We start from the raw sequence: 20,577 nt of genomic DNA, 5'->3' as shown, positions 1-20,577 counted from the left end.
ACCCCTTCTCCGCCCATCCTACCGGCAGCAAAAACCGATCGGTACAGAAATTTGCGGACCCGGTCGGCGGTTGCTACGGTCGGATACGTACCGCTCGGTACAAAACTTGCTGGAGGTTGGTGTGACGGCTGGACTGAACGCCTCGCTGCCTGCGTTCGGGCTCTGGAGCATGGAGCTGCGTGGGGCCGCCGACCCGGCCGTCCGGGACGCGGCGGCCGAACTCGACGAGCACGGCTTCCGGGCGCTGTGGGTGCCCGGGCTGGACGGCGGCGGCGCCGTGGACGACGTCGGGCACCTGCTGGGGGCGGCACCGCACGCGACGGTCGCACTGGGAGTGCTGGCGATCTGGGGCCAGGACCCGACGGCTCTGGGCGACCGGTTGGCCGCGCTGGACGCCGCACACGGACCCCGGACGGTTCTCGGCTTCGGGGTGAGCAACGCCCACTCCGCAGCTCAGGCGGGCCAGGAGTACGGCCGACCGGTGGAGACGATGGGTCGCTGGCTGGACGCCCTCGACGCCGCGCCTCGGCCGGTCCCCGCCGGACGACGCATCCTCGGCGCGCTCGGGCCAAAGATGGCGGACCTGGCCGCCGACCGGACGGCCGGCTGGCACCCGTTCCTCGTGACGCCGGACTACACGGCGACGCAGCGCGAGCGCGTCGGGGATCAGCCGCTGATCGCGCCACACCTCGCGGTCGTCCTCGACAAGGACCCGGACCGGGCCCGCGCCGCCGCTCGGGCGGGGATCGGGATGTTCATCGGCTTCCCCACCTACCGGGCGAACCTGGCACGCCTCGGGTTTACCGACGACGACCTGGTCCCCGGCGGCAGCGACCGCCTGATCGACGCCCTCGTCGCCTGGGGTGACCTGGACGCGGTGGCCACGCGCATCCGGGAGCACCTGGACGCGGGCGCGGACCACGTCGCCCTCCACGTGCTGCGGCCCGACGGCCCCGACCGGCCGACGCTGCCCCTGCCGCAGTGGCGCGAACTGGCCACCCTCCTGCCGAGCTTCGCCGCCTCCGCAACCCATTGACCACCGGCCCCAACGGCCGGCCGCACACCGCCACACCCCAACAGAGGAGATCCATCGTGGGACAGCTCGACGGCAAGACCGCCCTCGTCACCGGGGGCACCACTGGCATCGGCCTGGCCGCCGCCCGCCGCTTCGCCGCCGAAGGCGCGTACGTCTTCGTCACCGGTCGCCGCAAGGGCCCGGTGGACGAGGCCGTCGCCAGCATCGGCGCGAACGTCACCGGCATCGCCAGCGATGTCAGCAAGCTCGACGACCTGGACCGGGTGATGCGGGCGATCGAGGAGCGGGGCGCCGGCCTGGACGTGGTGTTCGCCAACGCCGGCGGTGGCGAGTTCCGGTCGCTCGACTCGATCACTGTCGAGCACGTGGCCACCACCTTCGACACCAACATCTACGGCACCATCTTCACAGTGCAGAAGGCCCTGCCCCTGCTCAACGAGGGCGCGTCGATCGTGCTGACCGGCTCGACCGCCGCCAGCAACGGCACCCCGGCGTTCAGCGTCTACGCCGCGTCCAAGGCGGCCATCCGCTCGTTCGGCCGCACCTGGGCCGCCGAGCTGATCGGCCGGAAGATCCGGGTCAACACTCTGATCCCCGGCTCGACCGAGACCCCCGGGCTCGCGGGCCTCGCGCCCAGCCCCGCGGAAGCTCCCGGGTTGCTGAAGGCCATCGCCTCGGGCGTGCCCATGCAGCGCATGGCACACCCGGACGAGATCGCCAACGCCGCGCTCTTCCTCGCCTCCGACCAGAGCAGCTTCATGACCGGCGGCGAGTTGTTCGTCGACGGTGGCGAGCAGCAGCTCTGACGCGAAAACGCATACCTGATCGCCCTAACTCGTGCGGTCATCGCACCCCTCGACGTCCGACCAGGATTCGCGACAAGAAGTAACTCATTGTTTGGCCCCTGCCGGAGGCATAGTCGGCCCGCCCTCTAGCCGCGCTCTGTCGACAGACCACGGGGCCATGCCTCCCATGCATCCGCAAGGATCTCGCTCAGCTTGGACCTTGCTGGGGTCCAGTCCAGAATGGTGCGAGCGCGGTTGATGTCGGCGATCAGCTCCGGTGGTTCAGTCTTAGGCGGTTGACGTTGGACGGTCACGGGGTGACCGGTGATTTGTTCGGGTCCGACGAGACATCGCTCAACGGATTGGCGGCCTGCTCTGGGACGCCGAAGACCCCGGCGACTAGCAGAAGGGCGGCCTGGGCTGGCAGCGTTGGTGCTAGCCCAGGCCACCGGAGCGGTAAGGCTAGGGCCTAGCGGGACGGTGCTGGCGCCAGCGAGACCAGTGACGCTATCCGCAACGGGCCCCCACCATCGACGTTGAGCGCGCCTTGATCCCTAAGCGGCTTCAACGCTTCGATGACGTGCTCCGGTCGGTAAACGGTCTCAAACAGTGTGAAGTCGCGCAGTTCCTGCACCCGCACAGGACCGCTCTCCCGAAGTTTGTGGGCAAGCAGCCGGGTCAGTGGCCCGAGTTGGGGTTCATCAAAGGCGAACAACGTCTCGGCCTGCTCGTCCCGAGGATCGCGGAAGCCGACGCCTTGGGCACGGTCGACCTCCCAGAGGCTGTCCTTCATCTTTTTCACCCCGAGAGGGTGGCCGGTACCGAAGACGAGATAGAGAGGTTGCCCGTTCCTGGGGATGAGTTCGAAGTCCAGTAAGTACGAAAAGCCCGCCTTGTGCAGCGCTTCTCGATAACAGGTGAGGATATGCCTGCTCTTCGCTGCGGGAGCCAGGTCCATAACCGTTCGCCAGTTCGGATCACCACCGAACACCTCATCAGCCGCTTCGCCTTGGGTGCTGACGAAGCGGACGAAGTGTTGGGGGAACAGGGTGACGATGACCTCGCTTGAGACGTTCGCAGCCAGACGTCTCAGAAGCCGATACGGCACTGGGGCGTTTCCCCAGGAGTCCAGATTCGCAAAGATCGGCTGGCCCCATGCCTTCATGATGTCGAGGGTCGCCTCCAGATGGGCGGCACACGTCCCCTTGACGATCTTCAATGGCATCGCCGTGTCCGGTCGCGGACGGTCAGGGAAGACGGCCCTGAGGGTGTCCCACAACATATCGACGCAGCGCTGGTCGTCGTCGATGAAGGCGAAGCGAGCAACACCCTTGTTCGGTGGAACCTTCTCGATGAGCGCCCGCATCGCGATGACAGGCGAGCCGTCTTCGCCGCCGCTGTAGACGCCCGGGCCGGAGAAGCCCTCCGCGTAGGTGACCGACGGGTATGCGTTAGAGCCGGCGAGCAGGATGGGGAACCATCGCTCAAGATAGCGGCGGTAGATGTCGTGTTTAGCACCCGTGTGTTGCGCACATGGCCATGGAACGTCACCGCTGACCGGCATCAGCCCTCCTGACTACTCAAGGTCATGGATCAGTGTCCCATCGCAACCGCTCCGATGGAACTCCCGATTAGGGCTGCACGTCTCAGCTGCGGGCAGCCTCCATCTCCTGAACACCCCTAAAGCCAACCGCGGGCATCGCAGAGTGTTCAAACCCATCGAGACGACGGCCGCCGGCCTTCGGTGTGCGGCCACCCCACTGCTTGAAGAAGAAGGCAGTCCCGGCTGCGACGCACTGATCTCTCAGCGCTCGCACCCATGCCGCGTCCACCGGACGGCAGTTGAGCCCAGACTCGCCGCCGGCGATCAGCCAATCGATACCGTCCAGATTCAGATCGAGGAGCGGGCCTAGCAGGGGCTCAGCGGAGACGAAGCGCACGGCGGCGGGCACCTCCCGCAAGTCATCAATGCGACCCACCTCGCTGGCGTCCTCGACGCTAACGCCCATCCATACATTTGAGGGCCAGTCGAGCTGGTGGGCCACCTTCGTCAGCCTTGCGGCCCGCTTGGTGAGCAATTGGTATGTATGTCGAGGCGTCTCACGCATAACCTCGAACACCTGTTGCACGTAACTCAACGGCACCCGGGCATGGAACAAATCAGACATCGAGTTGACGAACACGAGCCGCGGGTCTCGCCACCGACGCGGGATCTCTAACGCGTCCGCATGGACCGTCACGCCAAATCCCGGCCCAGACGTTCGTGGATCGCCATCATTCTGATACTTAGCCGAGCCCATGGCCTTGAGCCGCTTGGACAGGGCGAGGGCGTAGCAGTTGTCGCAACCCGCGGAGATGCGATCACATCCGGTCGTAGGGTTCCACGTAGCTTCTGTCCACTCGATGGAACTACGATCCGCCACGTCATCACCTCCTCTGATCACACATCTTGTCGAACATCCGTTCGGAACGGAAGGGTCACCTACCGTCACGTCTCATACGGGTGTGAGATGGCTTATGTCATCCGTATAACGCCTCACGGGGCCGAGGGCAGCGCGTTCGACCGGACAAGCCGTACGGCCGGCCGAAGCAGCAGGCGGGCGGGGTCGGGCGCCGAAGGACCCAACTGAGACCACAAGCGGAACGCCCGGTCGATCCTCGCGGATCGACCGGGCGTTTCTGCATCTCAGAGCGGTGGCGGAGGGATTTGAACCCTCGGAGGGCGTTAACCCTCACACGCTTTCGAGGCGTGCTCCTTAGGCCGCTCGGACACGCCACCGCCGACGAGGGTACAGGACCGCCGGTTCCGACGCCGAACCGGTATCGCCCGGGCCGGCCTGGCAGGATCTTTGCCATGAGTACGCACATCGGCGCGAAGCCGGGCGAGATCGCCGAGCGGGTCCTGATGCCGGGTGACCCCCTGCGGGCCAAGTGGATCGCGGAGACCTACCTCGAGGGCGCCACCTGCTACTCGACGGTTCGGGGCATGCTGGGCTTCACCGGCCGCTGGAACGGCGTCGAGGTTTCCGTCCAGGGCTCCGGCATGGGCATGCCGTCGGCCTCCATCTACGCCCACGAGCTGATCAACGAGTACGGCGTGAAGACGCTGATCCGGGTCGGCTCCTGTGGTGCCCTCAGCACCGACCTGCAACTGCGGGACGTGGTGGCCGCGATCGGGTCGTCCACCGACTCGAACATGAACCGGATGCGCTTCGACGGGCTGATCGACTACGCCCCGGTGGCCGACTTCGGGCTGCTGCGTACGTCGGTCGAGGTGGCCGAGCGGCGCGGCATCACCATGCACGTGGGGCCGATCCTGGCGGCGGACGCCTTCTACACCGACCGGCCGGACCTGTACGACACCCTCGCCGACTACGGCGTGCTGGCGGTGGAGATGGAGTCGGCGGCGCTCTACACGATCGCTGCCCGGTTCAAGGCCCGTGCGCTGACCGTGTTGACAGTCAGCGACCACATCAAGACCGGTGAGAAGACCACCTCGGAGGAGCGCGAGCAGACCTTCAGTCAGATGGTCGAGATCGCCCTCGACACGATCATCGCCTGATCCATTCCGGCGGGCGCTGGCACTGCCGAGAGCGGTATGACTCAGAGGTATAAATATGCCTCAGAGTCATACCGCTCTTCCACATATGCCGGGCCCAGACCGCCACGCCGGCCCGACCGCGCCACACCGGCCCGACCGCGCCACACCGGCCCGACCGCGCCACACCGGCCCGACCGCGCCACACCGGCCCGACCGCGCCACGCCGGGCCAGACCGCCATGCCAGCCCGACCCGCCAGCCCAGTCAGGCGGCGGCCAGCGCCTCGGTCGGCGCCAGGCGGGCGGCGCGCACCGCCGGGTAGAGGCCGGCGAAGCCGCCGATGACCAGCGTCGCGCCCACCCCGCCGAGCATCGCCCAGGCCGGCACCACTGTCGGCCAGTCCTGCGACAGCGCGTAGCCCGAGGTGACCAGGATGCCCAGCACCACCCCACCGATCCCGCCGAGCGCGGAGAGCAGCAGCGATTCGGTGAGGAACTGGGCCCGTACCTGACCGCGGGTGGCGCCCAGTGACCGGCGCAGGCCGATCTCGGCTCGGCGTTCCAGCACCGAGATCACCATGGTGTTCGCCACACCGACCCCACCGACCAGCAGGGCGACCGCGCCCAGGCCCAGCAACAGGCCGGTGAACGCGTCGTCGGTCGCCTCGGCGGCGGCCAGCGCGTCCGAGGGCCTGGACACCTCGACCTCGTTCGGCGCCTCCGGATTGGTGGTCGCGCCGAGCACCGACCGGACCGCCTCGACCTGCGACTCCTGCGCCCGGGTGTAGACGGTGGTCGGGTGACCGTCGAAGCCCAGGTATTCGGCCGCCGCCGCCCAGCCGACCAACGCCGACGTGTCCAACTCCGGGGCGAGCGGTGCGGCGGCGAGGGTGCCGACCACTGTGAACGGCCGCCCACCCAGCCACACCTGCACCTGCGGGTCCGCCGAGGTGATCCCGAGCCGCTGCGCGGCGGTGGCACCGAGCACGACCGCCGGGTAACGGGCGGTCGCCTCGTTGAGCCAGGTGCCGGTGGTCACCTCGGCTCCTACGGTGCCGAGCAGGTCCAGCCGGGCCGCCCGGGTGGCGATGCCACCGGTCTCCGCCGCCGGGATCCGGTCCGAGCGGTACACCTTGGCGTCGGGCACCTGCCCGGTCGCGGACACCTCGGTCACCGGACCGATCCGCCCGATCATCGCGATCGACTCCTCGGGCAGTTGGGCGTCCGCGCCGAACAGGGTGGTGCCCGGCTCGACGGTGAGCAGGTTGGTGCCGAGCGCGTCGAGCGCCCGGTCCAGCTCGGCCCGGGACGACGAGGAGATGCCGACCACCGCGATCATCGCTGCGATGCCGATCGCGATGCCCAACGCGGAGAGGAACGCCCGCAGGGGACGGGTCCGCAGCCCCACCCCGCCGACGCGCACGACGTCCGCCGGCCGCAGTCGGGCCGGGGTCAGCGTCGCCATCAGCCGACCCCACCCGACGCGAGGGCCGAGTCGTGCCGCACCGCGCCGTCGCGCATCCGCACCTGCCGGGGCAGGCTTCCCGCGATCTCCCGATCATGGGTGATCACCACGACGGTGGTGCCGGCCCGGTGCAGATCGTGCAGCAACTCCAACACCCCGGCACCGGAGTGGGAGTCGAGGTTGCCGGTCGGCTCGTCGGCGAGCAGCACCGCCGGCTCGCCGACCACCGCGCGGGCCACGGCCACCCGCTGCCGTTCCCCGCCGGACAGCTCGTGCGGCCGGTGCCCCAACCGGTGGCCCAGGCCGACCCGGACCAACGCGGCCTCCGCCCGTTCGCGCCGCCGCCGCAGCGGTACGCCGGAGTAGAGCAACCCGTCGGCCACGTTGTCCACGACCGGGACGCCAGGAGCGAGGTGGAACTGCTGGAAGACGAAGCCGATCCGGGTGGCCCGCAGCGCGGACAGTTCCCGGTCGGTCAGCTTCGCCGCGTCGTACCCGTCGATGAGGACGCTGCCCGACGACGGCCGGTCCAGGGTGCCGATCAGGTGCAGCATGGTCGACTTGCCCGATCCGGACGGGCCGACGATCGCGACCAACTCGCCGTGACCGATCCGCAGCGACACGTCGTCCAACGCGACGACGCCACCGGTGTACCGCTTGCTGACCCGGTCGAGCACGATCACCTCGCCGCTCACGTCGGCACCACCACCGACGTGCCCTCGGTGAGGCCCGTACCGGTGACCTCCACCCGGCCGTCGGCGAACAACCCGGTGGTCACCGCGAGGACCCGGCTCGCGTCGCCCTCGGCGACCTGGACGCCGTAGCCGCCCTCGGCCAGCGCCAACAGCGCCGCCACCGGCACGGTGAGCACGTCGCGGCGCTCCGAGACGGTGAACGTCACGTCCGCGCTGGCCTGGTCGAAGCCGGTGAGGGCCTTCGGGTCGGTCACCGCGACGGTCACCTCGATCTTCGTCTCGGCGTCGCCGGCCTGCCCGTTGGCGCCGGTCGCGCCGGCCTGGACGACCGTTTCGACAGTGCTGATCGTGCCCGCCACCGTCCCGCCGTCCGGCAGCCGCACGGTGACCTTCGCGTCGCGCCTGGCCAACCGCTGGTCGTCCACGTCCAACTCGACGGTGACGACCCGGCTGGTGCCGGTGTACGTCAGCACCGCCTGGCCGGGCTGGGTGAGATCGCCGACGTCGACCTGGTGGCTCTCCACCCGGACCTCCCGGTCGGCGTACACGACCCGCCCCGGCTCGACCCGACCGGTCTCGCTCAGGCCCAGATCGTCCTGCCAGTCCCGGACGGCGTCCGCGGTGGCGCCGGTGTACTCGTCGTCGACAGTGAAGCCGGTGTAGCCCAGCGCTTCGAGGTTCCGCTCGAACTGCGCGACGTCGGGCCCCTCCACCCCGGGGGCGAGGGTCCGGTACGCGGGCAACCCGCCGTGGAGCAGCACCACCTCCTCGTTGTCGACCAGGTAGAGCGCCTTGCCCCGCCGCACCGTCGACCCGGTGGCCGCCAGCCCGGTGACGGTGCCGTTGAGCCTCGCCGTGGCGGTACGCGTCGCGCCGTACCCCAGCTCACCGTCCGCGGTCTCCGAGTCGGCGAGGGTCTGCCGGGTGACAGTGGCGGTGGCGGGTGGCGCGCCGCCGGCCTGGGCGCGGCCCCCGTCGGCGCCGCCGCCGAAGCCCACCGCGGCGACCACGCCCACGGCGGCGACCAGCAGGACGACGCCGCCGGTGACGGCGGCGCGCAACCGCGAGCGTCGGATGGGGCCGGTCACCGGCCACCTCCGAACTGCGGCGCGTGCTGCCGGCACTTCTCCAGCGCGGCCTTCATGGCCGGGTCGCCGATGTTGATCGCGTTGCCCCCCGCCCCGATACGGACCCGCCCGTCGGCGTCCGGGTCCGGGAAGTCCGGCACCCCGTTCTCCCGCATGCACTTGGCCAGCGTCCGCATCTGCTCGGCCTGCTCGGGGTTGAGCTGCGGTCCCTGCCCGCCGTTGGGCAGCTTGTCCTGGCACTTCTCCATGGCCGCCTGGACCTTCTGCTGATCCACATCCGCACCGAACCGGAAGCCGGGACGCCCGCCCGCCTCCGGGTCGGGCATGTCCACCCCGTTCTCCCGCATGCAACGGGCGAAGGCGAGTTGCCGCTCCGAGTCACTGACCGGCGTGCCGCTCGCCGTGGCCTCGGCCTTCGCCCCACCGGCGGTAGCGACCCCGCCGCCGTCGTCGCCTCCCGCGCCGCACCCGGACAGCGCCAGGGCGAGCAGGACGGGGATCGCAAGCATCTGTCGTCGCATGGTGTCCGCTTCCGCTCAGGTCCGGCGCGGTTTGCCGAACGTGACACCCAGTGCATGGCAGTGGGCGTATCCCCGGCGTTACCGTCGGCGGTTATGCCGGCGTTACCGCACCCCGAGCACCATTGAGGGGTGAGAGTGCTGGTGGTCGAGGACGAGAACGTGCTGGCGGACGCCATCGCCGAGTGGCTGCGTCGGGAGTCGTTCGCTGTCGACGTGGCGTACGACGGGGACGCCGCGTTGGAGCGGATCGGCGTCAACGAGTACGCCGTGGTGGTCCTGGACCGGGATCTGCCGGTGGTGCACGGCGACGACGTGTGCCGGGCGATCGTGGACGCGGGCGGGGAGACCCGGGTGCTGATGCTTACCGCGTCGGCGGCGGTCCGGGAACGGGTGGCGGGGTTGGCGCTCGGTGCCGACGACTACCTGACCAAGCCGTTCGCCCTGGTCGAGCTGTCGGCCCGGGTGCACGCGCTGACCCGCCGGTCCCGCCCGGCGGCGCCGCCGACGCTGCGTCGCGCCGGCATCCAGCTCGACCCGGCCCGACACGAGGTACGCCGTGACGACCGGCACGTGGCGCTGTCCCGCAAGGAGTTCGCGGTGCTGGCCGAGCTGCTGCGCGCCGACGGCGCGGTGGTCTCCGCCGAGGACCTGCTGGAACGCGCCTGGGACGAGCACATTGACCCGTTCACCAACGTGGTCCGGGTGACAGTCATGAAGCTGCGCCGCAAACTCGGCGACCCACCGGTGATCGAGACGGTCCCCGGGGCGGGGTACCAGATCCGATGAAACGCCTGACGATCCGCGCCCGGCTCACCCTCATCTACGGCGGGCTCTTCCTGTTGGCCGGCGTGGTCCTGCTCGCCGTCACGTACGTGCTGGTGGATCAGCGGATGCCGCAGCCGTTCGGGGTGAGCCTGCGAGACCTGCCGAAGACAGCCCCCACGACGCCCAGCGGGCAGAACGTCGACAACCTGCGCGCCCTGTTGCAGGAGGTGCAGGACGAGGCGAAGCGCAACGCGTTGGAGTCGCTGCTCACCCAGGGCGGTATCGCGTTGATCGTGGTGTCGACGGTGGCGATCGCGTTCGGCTGGCTGCTCGCCGGTCGGGCGTTGCAGCCCCTGCTCCAGATCACCGGCACGGCCCGCCGGATCGCCGGCGCGGACACCGCCGGCCGTGGTCTGCACGAGCGGATCGCGCTCACCGGCCCTCCCGACGAGGTACGCGAACTCGCCGACACCTTCGACGAGATGCTGGAACGGCTGGATCGCTCCTTCGACGGGCAGCGCCGGTTCGTGGCGAACGCCTCGCACGAGCTGCGTACGCCGCTGGCGCTCAACCGCGCCCTGGTGGAGCTGGCGATCACCCGCCCGGACGCGTCGGCGGAGACCCGGCGACTGGGCGAGTCGCTGTTGGCGGTCAACGAACGCCACGAGCGGTTGATCGACGGTCTGCTGACCCTGGCCGACTCGGAGAACGAGCTGACCGAGCGTACGCCGGTCGACCTGGCCGAGGTCTGCGCGCACACGACCGATCAGGCCGGGAAGCAGGCACCCGACGTGCGGGTTCGGCGGGCCCTGGCCCCGGCGCCCACCAGCGGCGACCCGGTGCTGTTGGAGCGGCTCACGTTCAACCTGGTGGAGAACGCGCTGCGCCACAACCTGCCCGCCGACGGTTGGGTGGAGGTGCGCACCGGGCTGGTCGACGGCCGGCCCACCCTCACGGTGACCAACACCGGCCCTGTCATCCCCGGCTACGACGTCGAGACGATGTTCCAGCCCTTCCGCCGGCTGTCGCGGGAGCGGGTCGTCGGCGCGCGGGGCTTCGGGCTGGGGCTGTCCATCGTCCGCGCGGTGGCCCGGGCTCACGGCGGCACCGCCGAGGCGCAGCCCCGGCCGGACGGCGGTCTGATCGTCACGGTCACACTGCCGCCGGCCTGACCGGCGACGCGGCTTCAGCGGAAGAACGCGCGCAGGACGGTGGCGGTCTCAGCCTCCAGCACCCCGCCGTAGACCTCGGGGCGGTGGTTGAGCCGACGGTCCCGCAGCACGTCCCAGAGCGATCCGGCCGCGCCGGTCTTGGGCTCCCACGCGCCGAACACGACTGTGGAGACCCGGGCCAGCACCAGCGCTCCGGCGCACATGGTGCACGGTTCGAGGGTGACCACCAGGGTGCAGCCGTCCAGCCGCCACCGGCCGGTGCGCTCGGCACCCCGGCGCAGGGCCAGCACCTCGGCGTGGGCGGTGGGGTCTCCGGTGAGCTCGCGCTCGTTGCGTCCGGTGGCCAACTCGGTGCCGTCGGGCCCGTAGAGCACCGCCCCCACCGGCACGTCGTCGACGTCGGTACTGACCGTGTCGTCGACGGGTGGACCGGCGACGGCGATCTCCAGGGCGCGACGCATCCACAGCTCGTGCCGCTGTCGTCGGCCGACCTCGCCCGGGTCCGCCAAACCCTCGTGGGCGCCGGGCCCGGCGCGGCCCACCACGCCGGGGGTCGGCTGGCCCGGTCGGATCGACTCCAGCGACGGATCGGTGGCGTCGGCCGGCTCAGACCTCACGCAGCTCCTCGACCTCGTCGGCGCAGCCGAGCACCTGGCAGATCTCGGCGGTGACGTCCGCCGGCATCATCCCCTCGTGGGTGCAGAGGGTCAGCAGCTTCTGTGCGGAGATGCCCAGGTTGGCCAGCAGGTCGGCGTCACCGACCGGGTCGGCCTCCGGGTCGACGACGGGCTGCTCGCTCTCCTCGTCACCGGTGCTCACCGGGCGTGGCTCGTCGTCACCGTCGAGCCCGGTGACCGAGGTCTTCAGGTCACCGACCAGCAGCGCCCCGAGCTGCGACTCCTCCGCGTACGCGGAGTCCGAACCGAACACCCGCAGGTCCTCGCCCTCGTCGAGGCGCAGGATCACCAGGTACGCGTCGTCGCCCTCGACGAAGAGCAGCGACACGTCGGCCTCCTGGTCGACGTCACGCAGCCGGTCGGCAACCTCGTCGATGTCGGTGGCGCCACGCAGGCTGACCTCGGCGGCGGTCCAGCCACTGTCGTCGCGCACCACGGCCGCAGCGAAGTACGACACGGTCCCCCCAATAGCCCTCGACACAGCGTCGACTCGTTACGCGTGCACGTTAGCCGGTCGGGTCGGCAGGTGACTCGTCAACGCCCCGAAGGGCGGGTCATTCCTGACAAAGTCGGATCAGCCGACGACTCGACGGCGGGTGGCGATGAGCTGGCGCAGACGCTCGGTGCGCTGCCGCTGCGGTCGGCTGCGCTGGCGGACCGCCCGGGCGCCCGCCAACTCGGCCAGCAACTGCAGTCGACGGCGATTGCGATCGGGATCCTGCCGGGGAGTGGTCCAGGCCATAGTCCCGAGCGTGCCGAGTCTCGGCGGCCACGTCAAGACGGCGTTCGCTACGCAGCCAACCGGGCACACGGTGCAGTCACCGAGCGCCGTTTCGGGGCCCGTCCGTGCCGGTCACCACAGCGGCCAGTCACCACTGGTGGCCCAGCGGACCGCCACCACGGCGGCCGCGATGCTCCAACCACCCGCCGTGACGATGGCGACCCCGGTGGCCACCCCTCGGTCGCCGTAGCGGACCAGCACCAGGGCGGTGACCCAGGCCAGCAGGCCGGCGAACACCGTCCACCACGCGTAGCTGGTCACGTCGGTGCCGAGCAGGCCGAACAGCAGCAGCCAACCGGCCGCCGCGCCACCACCGGAGGCGACACCACCACCGGTGACCGGGTGCGGCTCGCGGTAGGTGGGCCGCGTCGGTGGCCCGGAGGGGAAGAGACCCGACGGGGTACGCGGCACCGGGCGGACGGCACCGAAATCCGGGCCAGGATCGGGTCGGGCAATGGTCACCGTCGCTGCCCTCTCTCACGCGTGCCGCTCGTGCCCACGGTACCGGCTCTGCCAGGATGACCGGATGTCCTCGCCGACGATCAGGCGCCGCGCTCGTCCGGCGTACCCGATCCTGCTGCTGCTCGCCCCGGTGCTGGCCGCCGGCTGTGCGACCACCCGGCCGGGGGTGCCCGAAGGCGCCGCGCCGACGCCACCTTCGGTCTGGGCGACCGCCGACCAACCGGCGTCGCAGCCGCCCACGCCGGCGGCGACCGACCCGAGCCCCCCGGCGCCGTCGTCGGCCAGGCCGTCGGCGACGGCACCCCGCACCGGGCTGAAGCACGTCTTTCCGGTACGCGCCGACAACGTCGACTACCACCCGACGCACGGGGCGTACCCGGGGACGGATCTCTTCGCCGACTGCGGCGAGCCGTTCGTGGCGGTGACCGACGGGACGGTGCTGGAGGTGAGCCGCGTGGACCGGTACCGCAAGCGTGGGCCACAGGGCCCGGACAACGGCGGTCTGTCGGTCGCTCTGCTCGGCGATGACGGGGTGCGCTACTACGGCTCGCACCTGAGCGTCGTGACCAGCGGAGTCGACGTCGGGGTGCGGGTCCGCGCCGGGCAGCAGCTCGGCAAGGTGGGCCGCACCGGCAACGCGAACAACGTGTGTCACGTGCACTTCGGCATCTCGCCGGCGTGCGCGGGCAAGGACGGCTGGTGGATCCGGCGCGGGGTGATCTGGCCGGCGCGTTACCTGGACTCCTGGCGGCGCGGCGGCAACCGGGAGCCGGCCGCCGAGGTCACCGCGTGGCAACGCAAGCACGGCTGCCCGAAGGCGCCCTGACATGGCCCGCGCGAGAGATCCCATCGCCGACCTGCGCCGGATCGCGTTCCTGCTGGAACGGGCGAACGAGGCCACCTACCGGGTACGCGCGTTCCGGTCGGCGGCGAAGGCGCTGGCCGGCCTGCCTGCGGCCGAGCTGACCGAACGGGCCGGCAACGGCACGCTCACCGAACTGGCCGGTGTCGGTGACGTCACGGCCCGCTGCGTGGCGGAGTCCCTCGCCGGTGAGGAACCGGTCTACCTCCGCCGGCTGGTGGCGACCGAGGGCAGCGACCTGGACGCCGAGGCCACGGCGCTCCGCGCCGCCCTGCGCGGCGACTGTCACACCCACTCGGACTGGTCCGACGGCGGCTCGCCCATCGAGGAGATGGCGCTGGCAGCGGTGGAGTTGGGCCACGAGTACCTGGTGCTGACCGACCACTCGCCCCGGCTGACGGTGGCCCGGGGGCTGACCGCGGAGCGCCTACGCCGGCAACTCGACCACGTGGCGCAGGTCAACGCGGCGCTGCCCGAGGGTTTCCGGATCCTCACCGGGATCGAGGTGGACATCCTCGCCGACGGCTCCCTGGACCAGGACGACGACCTGCTGGCGCGGCTCGACGTGGTGGTCGGGTCGGTGCACAGCGGCCTGAAGGACGAGCGGTCGAAGATGACCCGGCGCATGCTGAAGGCGGTCGCCAACCCGCACCTGGACATCCTCGGTCACGTCACCGGCCGAATGGTGTCGTCCCGCCCGGCCGGGGTGACCGGTCCGGGCGATCGGGGGCACCGCGCGCGTACCCGGGCGGAGAGCGACTTCGACGCGGACGCCGTCTTCGCCGCCTGCGCCGAGCACGACACCGCCGTCGAGATCAACTCTCGGCCGGAGCGGCAGGACCCGCCGAAGCGCCTGATCCGCCGCGCCCTGGAGGCTGGCTGCCGGTTCGCCATCAACACCGACGCGCACGCGCCCGGCCAACTCGACTGGCAACGATTCGGCTGTGAACGCGCCGCCCTCTGCGGCGTCCCCGCCGACCGCGTGATCAACACCTGGTCGGCAGAGCAACTGGTGACCTGGACGCACAACCGCACCTGACCAGCCTCCCTCGCGCCTCCTCGACGGCCGGCCAGCTCAGCGTTGATCGACTCGCGTTCCTTGAAACCGGGGTGTCCGGCGGACCGGGACCTGCCGATTTCAAGGAAACCGAGTCGATCACGAACCGGATGGACACGGCGACTGGCCCGACGGTCCACGGCGGCCTGCCCGCGGGCGGGTGCGGTGCTGTCAGCGGCGGGCGGGTTCGGCGGCGGGTGTGGCGGGAGCACCGACGCCGACGACCGGGCTGCTCCGGCGGCGACTGAACATCCCCTGCGAGACCGCGACCCCGAGCAGCACGATCAGTGCGCCGACCGGTTGGTGCCAGTTGAGTCGTTCGTCGAGCGCCAGAGCACCGATCAGCACCGCGAAGATCGGAATCAGGTACGTGACGGTGGACGCGGTGCTCGCGCCGGCCACCCGGATGTTGCGCATGTTGATCACGAAAGCGAGCCCGGTGCCGAGCGCGCCGAGGGTCAGCACACTTGCCACCACCCCCGCCGACAGCTCGGTGGGCAGCGGCGGCAGGCCGGCGACGAAGGGGGTGACGATGGCCAGCTGCGCGGCGGCGAGCAGCAGTTGCGCGGTGGAGAGCGACAGACCCGAGTACGCGCTGCCGGCGACGAACCGCTTCTGGTACGGGATGGACACGCCGTAGCAGGCCGCCGCACCGAAGCACATGAGCTGCCCGGTGAAGTGCGCCCCGCCGATGCCCTCCCAGACCCCGAGCACCACCAGCACCCCGACGAAGCCCAGCCCGAGCCCGACCGCGCGGCGCAGTGTGAGCCGCTCGGTGCGGAAGACCAGCACCGCCAGCGGCAGCACGATCAACGGCGTGGTGGCGTTCCAGATGCCGGCCAGCATCGACTCGACCCGCTGCTCGCCGTAGCCGAAGAGGGTGAACGGCACCGCCACGCCGAAGGCGGCGACGACGGTCAGGTGTGCCCAGACCCGGGGCTCACGGGGCAGCCGGTCGCGCAGCACGGCGAGGACCACCAGCAGGGTCAGACCGCCGGCGACGACCCGGTAGAGGGTGAGTTGGACCGGGTGCAGCTCGGCCACCCCGACCTTGATGAAGAGAAAGCTGGAACCCCAGATCGCGGCGAGGGCGACAAAGCCGGGCAGCCAGGCGCGGACCGGCGCTTTGTCAGGAGTGGTATCGGTGGTCACCCCTGACACTCTGCCGCAACCGTACGACAAAGTCGCGCGCCTTTCGGCCGTCACGCCGTACCTGAACCCGCAGCTCCAACACGACAAACGTCGGCGACACAGGGGTGGGGTGGTCACGTAGGGTCGCAGCGTGGGACGAATTGATGAACTCGCCAACCGTTACGTGGCCGAGTGGGCGCCGTTGAGCCCCACCGGCGCGACCTTCGTCGGCATCGCCGGCCATGACGACCAGCTCGACGACCTCTCGCCCGAGGGCTACGGGGCGCGCGCGGACCTCACCCGCCGGACCCTAGCCGAGCTGGAGGTGACCGAGCCGGAGACCGAATCGGAACGGACCGCCAAGGAGGCCATGCAGGAACGGCTCGGCCTGGACCTCGCCCGGTACGACGCCGGCGAGGTGACCAGCGAGGTCAGCGTGATCACCAGCGGGCTGCACGAGATCCGCATGGTGTTCGACCTGATGCCCACCACTACCAGCGACGACCAGGCCAACATCGCCGCCCGCCTCAACGGCTTCGGCGCCGCACTGGAGGGCTACAAGACCACGCTGCGTGAGGCGCTCGCCGCCGGTGAGGTCAGCTCGAAGGTGCAGCTGGTCGAGGTGGCGAAGCAGTGCGACATCTGGGTCGACCCGACCGGTGACAACTTCTTCCACGGGCTGGTCGAGCGGCTCGGGGCGGAGGGCACGCTCGGCTCCGAACTGCGTCGGGGTGCGGCGGCGGCGACCGCGGCGACCGCGGAGTTCGGCCAGTTCCTGCGTACCGAGCTGGCCCCGCACGGGCGGGACAAGCAGGCCGCCGGCCGGGAGCGCTACGAGCTCGCCTCGCAGTACTTCCTCGGCGCCAAGGTCGACCTGGACGAGACGTACGCGTGGGGCTTCGCCGAGCTGGCCCGCCTGGAGGCGGAGATGCGGGTCGTGGCGGGGCGCATCGCCGGCTCCGGTGCCAGCGTCGACGAGGCCGTGGCCACCCTGGACGCCGACCCGGCCCGGACCATCCAGGGCAAGGAGGCATTCCGGGACTGGATGCAGGCGCTGGCCGACAAGGCGATCACCGAGCTGCACGGCACCCACTTCGACATCCCGGAGCAGGTCCGCCGCATCGAGTGCTGCCTCGCACCGACCAGTGACGGCGCCATCTACTACACCGGCCCGAGTGAGGACTTCTCCCGGCCGGGTCGGATGTGGTGGGCGGTGCCGCAGGGCATCAGCGACTTCTCCACCTGGCGAGAGGTGACCACGGTCTTCCACGAGGGCGTGCCGGGTCACCACCTCCAGGTGGGGCAGACCGCCGTCCGGGCCGACCTGCTCAACCGTTGGCAGCGGTTGCTCTGCTGGGTCTCCGGCCACGGTGAGGGCTGGGCGCTCTACTCGGAGCGGCTGATGGACGAGCTGGGCTACCTGGAGGATCCGGGCGACAAGCTGGGCATGCTCGACGGCCAGGCGATGCGCGCGGCACGGGTGATCGTGGACATCGGCATGCACCTGGAGCTGGAGATCCCGAAGGACAATCCGTTCGGTTTCCACCCGGGCGAGCGGTGGACGCCCGAGCTGGGCTGGGAGTTCATGCGGGCGCACTGCCGGGTTCCGGACGAGAACCTGCGCTTCGAGCTGAACCGCTACCTGGGTTGGCCGGGGCAGGCGCCGTCGTACAAGGTGGGTGAGCGGATCTGGCTCCAGGCCCGCGAGGACGCCAAGGCCCGCAAGGGCGCCGATTTCGACCTGCGGGAGTTCCACCGGCAGGCGTTGGACCTGGGTGCGCTGGGTCTCGACCCGCTGCGCCGGGCGCTGGCCCGGCTCTGACCGGGGCGGTGGCTGCGCGCGCCGACGGTACGACGAGTCCGTCGCCGCGCGCGGCCACGCCCCGAGCCGAGGCTGCTCGCGCGACGGGCGCTCCACCCCGAGGCCGCTCTGCGGCTGTGCGTTCAGCCGAGGGTGAGTGCCAACGCCGGGCGGGCGGTCAGCGTGTCGCTGGTGACGTACGCCAGGTCGATGGTGGGGTCGGTGAACGTGATCGGGATGGGCGAGGTGATCGGAAGACCGTCCGGTAGCGGCAGATCCGGAGTCAGCGTGATCTTGATGCCGAGCAGTCGGCCGACGAACCGGGTCGCGTAGAAGGCCACGTCTCCCCGCACTGTCAACTGGTTGGTCGCGTACCGCTGGTCGCGCCCTGCGGGGCCGTCGGCCCGCAGCAGGAAGTCGGCGGTCACCGCCTCTCGCATGCTGAACTTCAGCACCTTGAGGTCGCCCTTCACGGTGTGCAGGTCCGTGACTCCCTCGAACCGCAGCCCGGTCATCCGCACCGACGACCCGGTGAGCTTCGACGGCGTCTGGGCCACCGTCGGCAGGGCCGGATCGGCGGCGATCCGCGGCAGCAACTTGCCCGGCTGCACCGTTTCCGGCCGGTCGGGTGCCGGCTTCCCGGGCTTGCCCGGGGTCGGCTTGCCCGGGGCCTGCGACGGGCAGTCGGCGGGGCCGGGGCGGGGCGTCGCCGTGCTGGTCGGCCGGACTGTCGGTGTGACAGTGGGACCCACCGAGGGGGCAGGGTCCTCTTCGCCTCCAATGCCGAGCAGATCGCCGATCCCGTCCAGGATGTCGGTGATCACGTTGCCGCCCCGCGCCGGGCTCGGGGTGGGCGTCGGCGCGGCCGCGCTACGGCTGGGCGACGGGGTGACGGCCCGGGGCGGAGTGGGGCAGCCGGTCGAGGCCGGTCGGCTCGGCGCGGCCTGCACCGCTCGGGGCTGGCTGGCCAGACCGACGGCCGCCAGGCCGAGGATCACGAGAGCAATGGCGAAGGCTCGCGGATCAGCGGAACGTCCCGGCCACTCGGGCGGTGCACCCTCGTCGGACGCTCCGCCCCCCGGATGATCGACCCGCACGACACCGCCCTGGCCAGCACCTCCCTGGCCAGCACCGCCCTGGTCAACACCGCCCGGGCTGGCGCCGGCCCGTCCGACACCGTCCTGCTCGGCGCTGCCACTGTCAGATCCGTCGGCGCCAACATCAGCCAGGCCGACGCCGGCCAGGCCGGCACCGCCCGGGTCGTCGCCGTTCTGCTCGATCTCGGCCGGTGGCGGGGTGGGTGGTGTGAGGTGGATCGGGGTCCAGGCGAAGGCGAGCGCGCTGCCGACGATGCCGAGCAGCAGACCGACGAAGAAGCCGCCCAGGTTGAGCCCGATCAGCGAGTACACAGCGGTGACCGCCGCGACGACCGAGTAGAACAGCCGCTGCGCCGGGGTGAACCAGAGCAGCAGGCCACAGGTCACCAGGATGATCGGGATCAGCAGCGAGAGCAGGCCTGTCGCACCACTGTGGAAGCTGAGGCCGTTGAGGGTCATCCGGGTGGAGGCGAACATCTCCAGCCCGGCCAGGGCGATGAGCAGTCCGCCCCAGAACGGCCGGCTGCGCTGCCAGCGGCGGAAGAGCCGCCACGCCTGAGCCGGACCACCGGGCCGGGCGTGGGACGGGTTCGCGGTTGTCACGTACTCCTCCTGGCCGAGCAGAGACGGGACCGAGCGGGGATGGGGGCATGGGCCCGGCCCGCGGCGTTGACCACCGCGGGCCTGGGCTCAGCTCAGAAGCACTCCTTGCCCTTGGCGTCGTCACCCACGTTGACCTTGAGTCGGAGGCCGACCAGGTTGAACGTGGCCGCCGTGGTGTAGCGGGACACCTGCTGCAGGTTGGTGATGGTGACGTGGTCGGAGTTCTGGCCGAACGAGCCGGCCTGCGCCGTCGGGTTCAGGTCGGTGGCGTCCCGACCGATCCTGATGTTGGTGAAGGTCGCGTTGCCGTTCAACGAGTCCATCGCGATCAGCAGGTCCTTGGCGCGGGCGGGTTCCTTGCCCTCGCCGGCGTTGATGGTGAGCACCACCGGCAGGCCCGGCAGGTCGGCGCGGACGGACTGGCAGAGGCTGTACAACTCGGCGCTGCTGATCTCGGAGAGCGCGATCGGGTGGACCTGACCGGACTTCCCGTCCTTGCCCTTCTCGCGGACGATGCCGCCGTACTGCTTGAAGCCGTCGCCCTCCAGACGGTCGGCGCCGATCTTGAACGTCTGCCCGGAGACCGTGATGTCGGACGCGATCGCGCCGGTCGACATTCCGAAGAGGATGGCGCCGGCAGCCGCCGTGGCGGGCACCATCATGGCGGCGAACCGCCACCATCGGGTACGACCCTGACTCTCTAACCGATCCTGCACGGGTTCCTCCTCGGGTCGATGCGCGCGAGTGGCCGGTCCCGAGCGGGCGACCCGCACTGGGAGCCCGCAGCCTGTTACCGGCTGGTAACCATCGGGCTTGATGGTGCACCCGTTGCGGCGCAGGTCACAACCCCCTGATTACCAGGCGGTAACAGCCGGGCAACCAGACGGAGGTACGGCATCACTGAAAGTGAACTCATTCACCCTCGCAACCGTCCTATATGGCGACAAGGCAGGCATGAAGCGGCAGTGGTATCAGCGCAACGTGACTCTGCATTGACTAATTACAATCAAATAACAAATGTAAAGCACGCAGGTCGTACG

21 protein-coding genes and 1 tRNA gene are annotated in these 20,577 nt (G+C 70.5%); 8 read left to right on the top strand and 14 right to left on the bottom strand.

The features are described 5' to 3' along the window. The first annotated feature begins 121 nt into the window (after window positions 1-121). Window positions 122-1,036, top strand: a complete 915-nt coding sequence (locus MED15_RS05650) for a TIGR03620 family F420-dependent LLM class oxidoreductase (protein ID WP_244220387.1) — start codon at window positions 122-124, stop codon at window positions 1,034-1,036. Between the two features lie 56 nt (window positions 1,037-1,092). Further along, entirely contained in the window at window positions 1,093-1,842 is a 750-nt protein-coding gene (locus MED15_RS05645) for an SDR family oxidoreductase (protein ID WP_112586831.1), read from the top strand. A gap of 448 nt (window positions 1,843-2,290) precedes the next feature. Here the strand turns inward: MED15_RS05645 and MED15_RS05635 are convergent, their stop codons facing one another. The 3 genes from MED15_RS05635 to MED15_RS05625 all read right to left on the bottom strand — a co-directional run bounded on the left by MED15_RS05635 (window position 2,291) and on the right by MED15_RS05625 (window position 4,600). After that, on the bottom strand, window positions 2,291-3,385 hold the full coding sequence (locus MED15_RS05635) for a three-Cys-motif partner protein TcmP (RefSeq protein WP_112604759.1): 1,095 nt from the start codon (window positions 3,383-3,385) through the stop codon (window positions 2,291-2,293). An 82-nt stretch (window positions 3,386-3,467) separates the two neighbouring features. Continuing rightward, a complete protein-coding gene (locus tag MED15_RS05630; RefSeq protein WP_112604762.1) occupies window positions 3,468-4,244 on the bottom strand; it encodes a DUF5131 family protein in 777 nt (258 codons plus the stop codon). Between the two features lie 269 nt (window positions 4,245-4,513). Then, window positions 4,514-4,600, bottom strand: a tRNA-Ser gene (locus tag MED15_RS05625). A 75-nt stretch (window positions 4,601-4,675) separates the two neighbouring features. Here MED15_RS05625 and deoD point away from each other — a divergent pair. Continuing rightward, window positions 4,676-5,383 carry a purine-nucleoside phosphorylase gene (gene deoD, locus MED15_RS05620; RefSeq protein WP_074315244.1) on the top strand — a complete coding sequence of 236 codons (708 nt, stop codon included), beginning with the start codon at window positions 4,676-4,678 and terminating at the stop codon, window positions 5,381-5,383. Window positions 5,384-5,625: 242 nt separating this feature from the next. Here deoD and MED15_RS05615 read toward each other — a convergent pair whose 3' ends face one another. The 4 genes from MED15_RS05615 to MED15_RS05600 are packed head-to-tail and all read right to left on the bottom strand — an operon-like array spanning window position 5,626 to window position 9,117. Then, window positions 5,626-6,825 carry an ABC transporter permease gene (locus MED15_RS05615; RefSeq protein WP_112604765.1) on the bottom strand — a complete coding sequence of 400 codons (1,200 nt, stop codon included), beginning with the start codon at window positions 6,823-6,825 and terminating at the stop codon, window positions 5,626-5,628. Further along, window positions 6,825-7,508: an ABC transporter ATP-binding protein gene (locus MED15_RS05610; RefSeq protein ID WP_208646576.1), complete on the bottom strand. Its 684-nt coding sequence runs from the start codon at window positions 7,506-7,508 to the stop codon at window positions 6,825-6,827. The genes MED15_RS05615 and MED15_RS05610 overlap by 1 nt, the downstream gene beginning before the upstream one ends. A gap of 8 nt (window positions 7,509-7,516) precedes the next feature. Next, on the bottom strand, window positions 7,517-8,608 hold the full coding sequence (locus MED15_RS05605; protein ID WP_112734951.1) for a peptidoglycan-binding protein: 1,092 nt from the start codon (window positions 8,606-8,608) through the stop codon (window positions 7,517-7,519). Further along, entirely contained in the window at window positions 8,605-9,117 is a 513-nt protein-coding gene (locus MED15_RS05600; protein WP_225855149.1) for a hypothetical protein, read from the bottom strand. Before MED15_RS05600 ends, MED15_RS05605 begins: the two co-directional genes overlap by 4 nt. Window positions 9,118-9,258: 141 nt before the next feature. On the opposite strand from MED15_RS05600, the gene MED15_RS05595 reads away from it, so the two are divergent. Beyond that, complete coding sequence (locus MED15_RS05595; protein ID WP_208646544.1) at window positions 9,259-9,915, top strand: response regulator transcription factor; 657 nt, start codon at window positions 9,259-9,261, stop codon at window positions 9,913-9,915. Continuing rightward, the gene (locus MED15_RS05590; RefSeq protein ID WP_112734949.1) at window positions 9,912-11,066 is read left to right on the top strand and encodes a sensor histidine kinase; all 1,155 of its coding nucleotides are present in this window, start codon (window positions 9,912-9,914) and stop codon (window positions 11,064-11,066) included. Before MED15_RS05595 ends, MED15_RS05590 begins: the two co-directional genes overlap by 4 nt. Window positions 11,067-11,080: 14 nt before the next feature. Here MED15_RS05590 and MED15_RS05585 read toward each other — a convergent pair whose 3' ends face one another. From MED15_RS05585 to MED15_RS05575, 4 genes are all read right to left on the bottom strand, one after another. Beyond that, on the bottom strand, window positions 11,081-11,527 hold the full coding sequence (locus tag MED15_RS05585; protein WP_091403639.1) for a nucleoside deaminase: 447 nt from the start codon (window positions 11,525-11,527) through the stop codon (window positions 11,081-11,083). Between the two features lie 145 nt (window positions 11,528-11,672). Beyond that, window positions 11,673-12,200 (bottom strand): tRNA adenosine deaminase-associated protein, encoded by a 528-nt coding sequence (locus tag MED15_RS05580; protein WP_112586846.1) that lies wholly within the window; start codon window positions 12,198-12,200, stop codon window positions 11,673-11,675. Between the two features lie 117 nt (window positions 12,201-12,317). Then, complete coding sequence (locus MED15_RS33390) at window positions 12,318-12,485, bottom strand: hypothetical protein (RefSeq protein ID WP_167362451.1); 168 nt, start codon at window positions 12,483-12,485, stop codon at window positions 12,318-12,320. A gap of 111 nt (window positions 12,486-12,596) precedes the next feature. After that, window positions 12,597-12,986 (bottom strand): hypothetical protein, encoded by a 390-nt coding sequence (locus MED15_RS05575; RefSeq protein WP_181518659.1) that lies wholly within the window; start codon window positions 12,984-12,986, stop codon window positions 12,597-12,599. A 64-nt stretch (window positions 12,987-13,050) separates the two neighbouring features. On the opposite strand from MED15_RS05575, the gene MED15_RS05570 reads away from it, so the two are divergent. Together MED15_RS05570 and MED15_RS05565 are read left to right on the top strand one after the other, a co-directional pair. Further along, window positions 13,051-13,812 carry a M23 family metallopeptidase gene (locus MED15_RS05570; protein WP_112586850.1) on the top strand — a complete coding sequence of 254 codons (762 nt, stop codon included), beginning with the start codon at window positions 13,051-13,053 and terminating at the stop codon, window positions 13,810-13,812. A 1-nt stretch (window position 13,813) separates the two neighbouring features. Next, a complete protein-coding gene (locus MED15_RS05565) occupies window positions 13,814-14,887 on the top strand; it encodes a PHP domain-containing protein (protein WP_112586852.1) in 1,074 nt (357 codons plus the stop codon). Window positions 14,888-15,076: 189 nt separating this feature from the next. On the opposite strand, the gene MED15_RS05560 is transcribed toward MED15_RS05565, so the two are convergent. Next, window positions 15,077-16,057 carry a DMT family transporter gene (locus tag MED15_RS05560; RefSeq protein ID WP_112586854.1) on the bottom strand — a complete coding sequence of 327 codons (981 nt, stop codon included), beginning with the start codon at window positions 16,055-16,057 and terminating at the stop codon, window positions 15,077-15,079. Window positions 16,058-16,187: 130 nt separating this feature from the next. Between MED15_RS05560 and MED15_RS05555 the strand changes: the two genes are divergently transcribed. Continuing rightward, window positions 16,188-17,858, top strand: coding sequence for a DUF885 domain-containing protein (locus MED15_RS05555; protein WP_112604771.1), 1,671 nt, complete (start codon window positions 16,188-16,190; stop codon window positions 17,856-17,858). Between the two features lie 122 nt (window positions 17,859-17,980). Here the strand turns inward: MED15_RS05555 and MED15_RS05550 are convergent, their stop codons facing one another. Next, entirely contained in the window at window positions 17,981-19,537 is a 1,557-nt protein-coding gene (locus tag MED15_RS05550; protein WP_112734948.1) for a DUF6114 domain-containing protein, read from the bottom strand. 92 nt (window positions 19,538-19,629) lie between these two features. Continuing rightward, window positions 19,630-20,253, bottom strand: coding sequence for a DUF6230 family protein (locus MED15_RS05545; protein WP_112586860.1), 624 nt, complete (start codon window positions 20,251-20,253; stop codon window positions 19,630-19,632). Between the last annotated feature and the right edge of the window lie 324 nt (window positions 20,254-20,577).

Source organism: Micromonospora noduli, from assembly GCF_003264475.1.
Lineage (GTDB): Bacteria > Actinomycetota > Actinomycetes > Mycobacteriales > Micromonosporaceae > Micromonospora > Micromonospora noduli.
This window is presented reverse-complemented; position numbering and strand designations above follow the sequence as displayed.

Excerpts from the sequence above, each read along its gene's own strand:
- MED15_RS05635 (WP_112604759.1), bottom strand. The coding sequence starts at position 3,385 with ATGCCGGTCAGCGGTGACGTTCCATGGCCATGTGCGCAACACACGGGT.
- MED15_RS05585 (WP_091403639.1), bottom strand. The coding sequence starts at position 11,527 with ATGCGTCGCGCCCTGGAGATCGCCGTCGCCGGTCCACCCGTCGACGAC.
- MED15_RS05590 (WP_112734949.1), top strand. The coding sequence starts at position 9,912 with ATGAAACGCCTGACGATCCGCGCCCGGCTCACCCTCATCTACGGCGGG.
- MED15_RS05565 (WP_112586852.1), top strand. The coding sequence starts at position 13,814 with ATGGCCCGCGCGAGAGATCCCATCGCCGACCTGCGCCGGATCGCGTTC.
- deoD (WP_074315244.1), top strand. The coding sequence starts at position 4,676 with ATGAGTACGCACATCGGCGCGAAGCCGGGCGAGATCGCCGAGCGGGTC.
- MED15_RS33390 (WP_167362451.1), bottom strand. The coding sequence starts at position 12,485 with ATGGCCTGGACCACTCCCCGGCAGGATCCCGATCGCAATCGCCGTCGA.
- MED15_RS05570 (WP_112586850.1), top strand. The coding sequence starts at position 13,051 with ATGTCCTCGCCGACGATCAGGCGCCGCGCTCGTCCGGCGTACCCGATC.
- MED15_RS05615 (WP_112604765.1), bottom strand. The coding sequence starts at position 6,825 with ATGGCGACGCTGACCCCGGCCCGACTGCGGCCGGCGGACGTCGTGCGC.
- MED15_RS05600 (WP_225855149.1), bottom strand. The coding sequence starts at position 9,117 with ATGCTTGCGATCCCCGTCCTGCTCGCCCTGGCGCTGTCCGGGTGCGGC.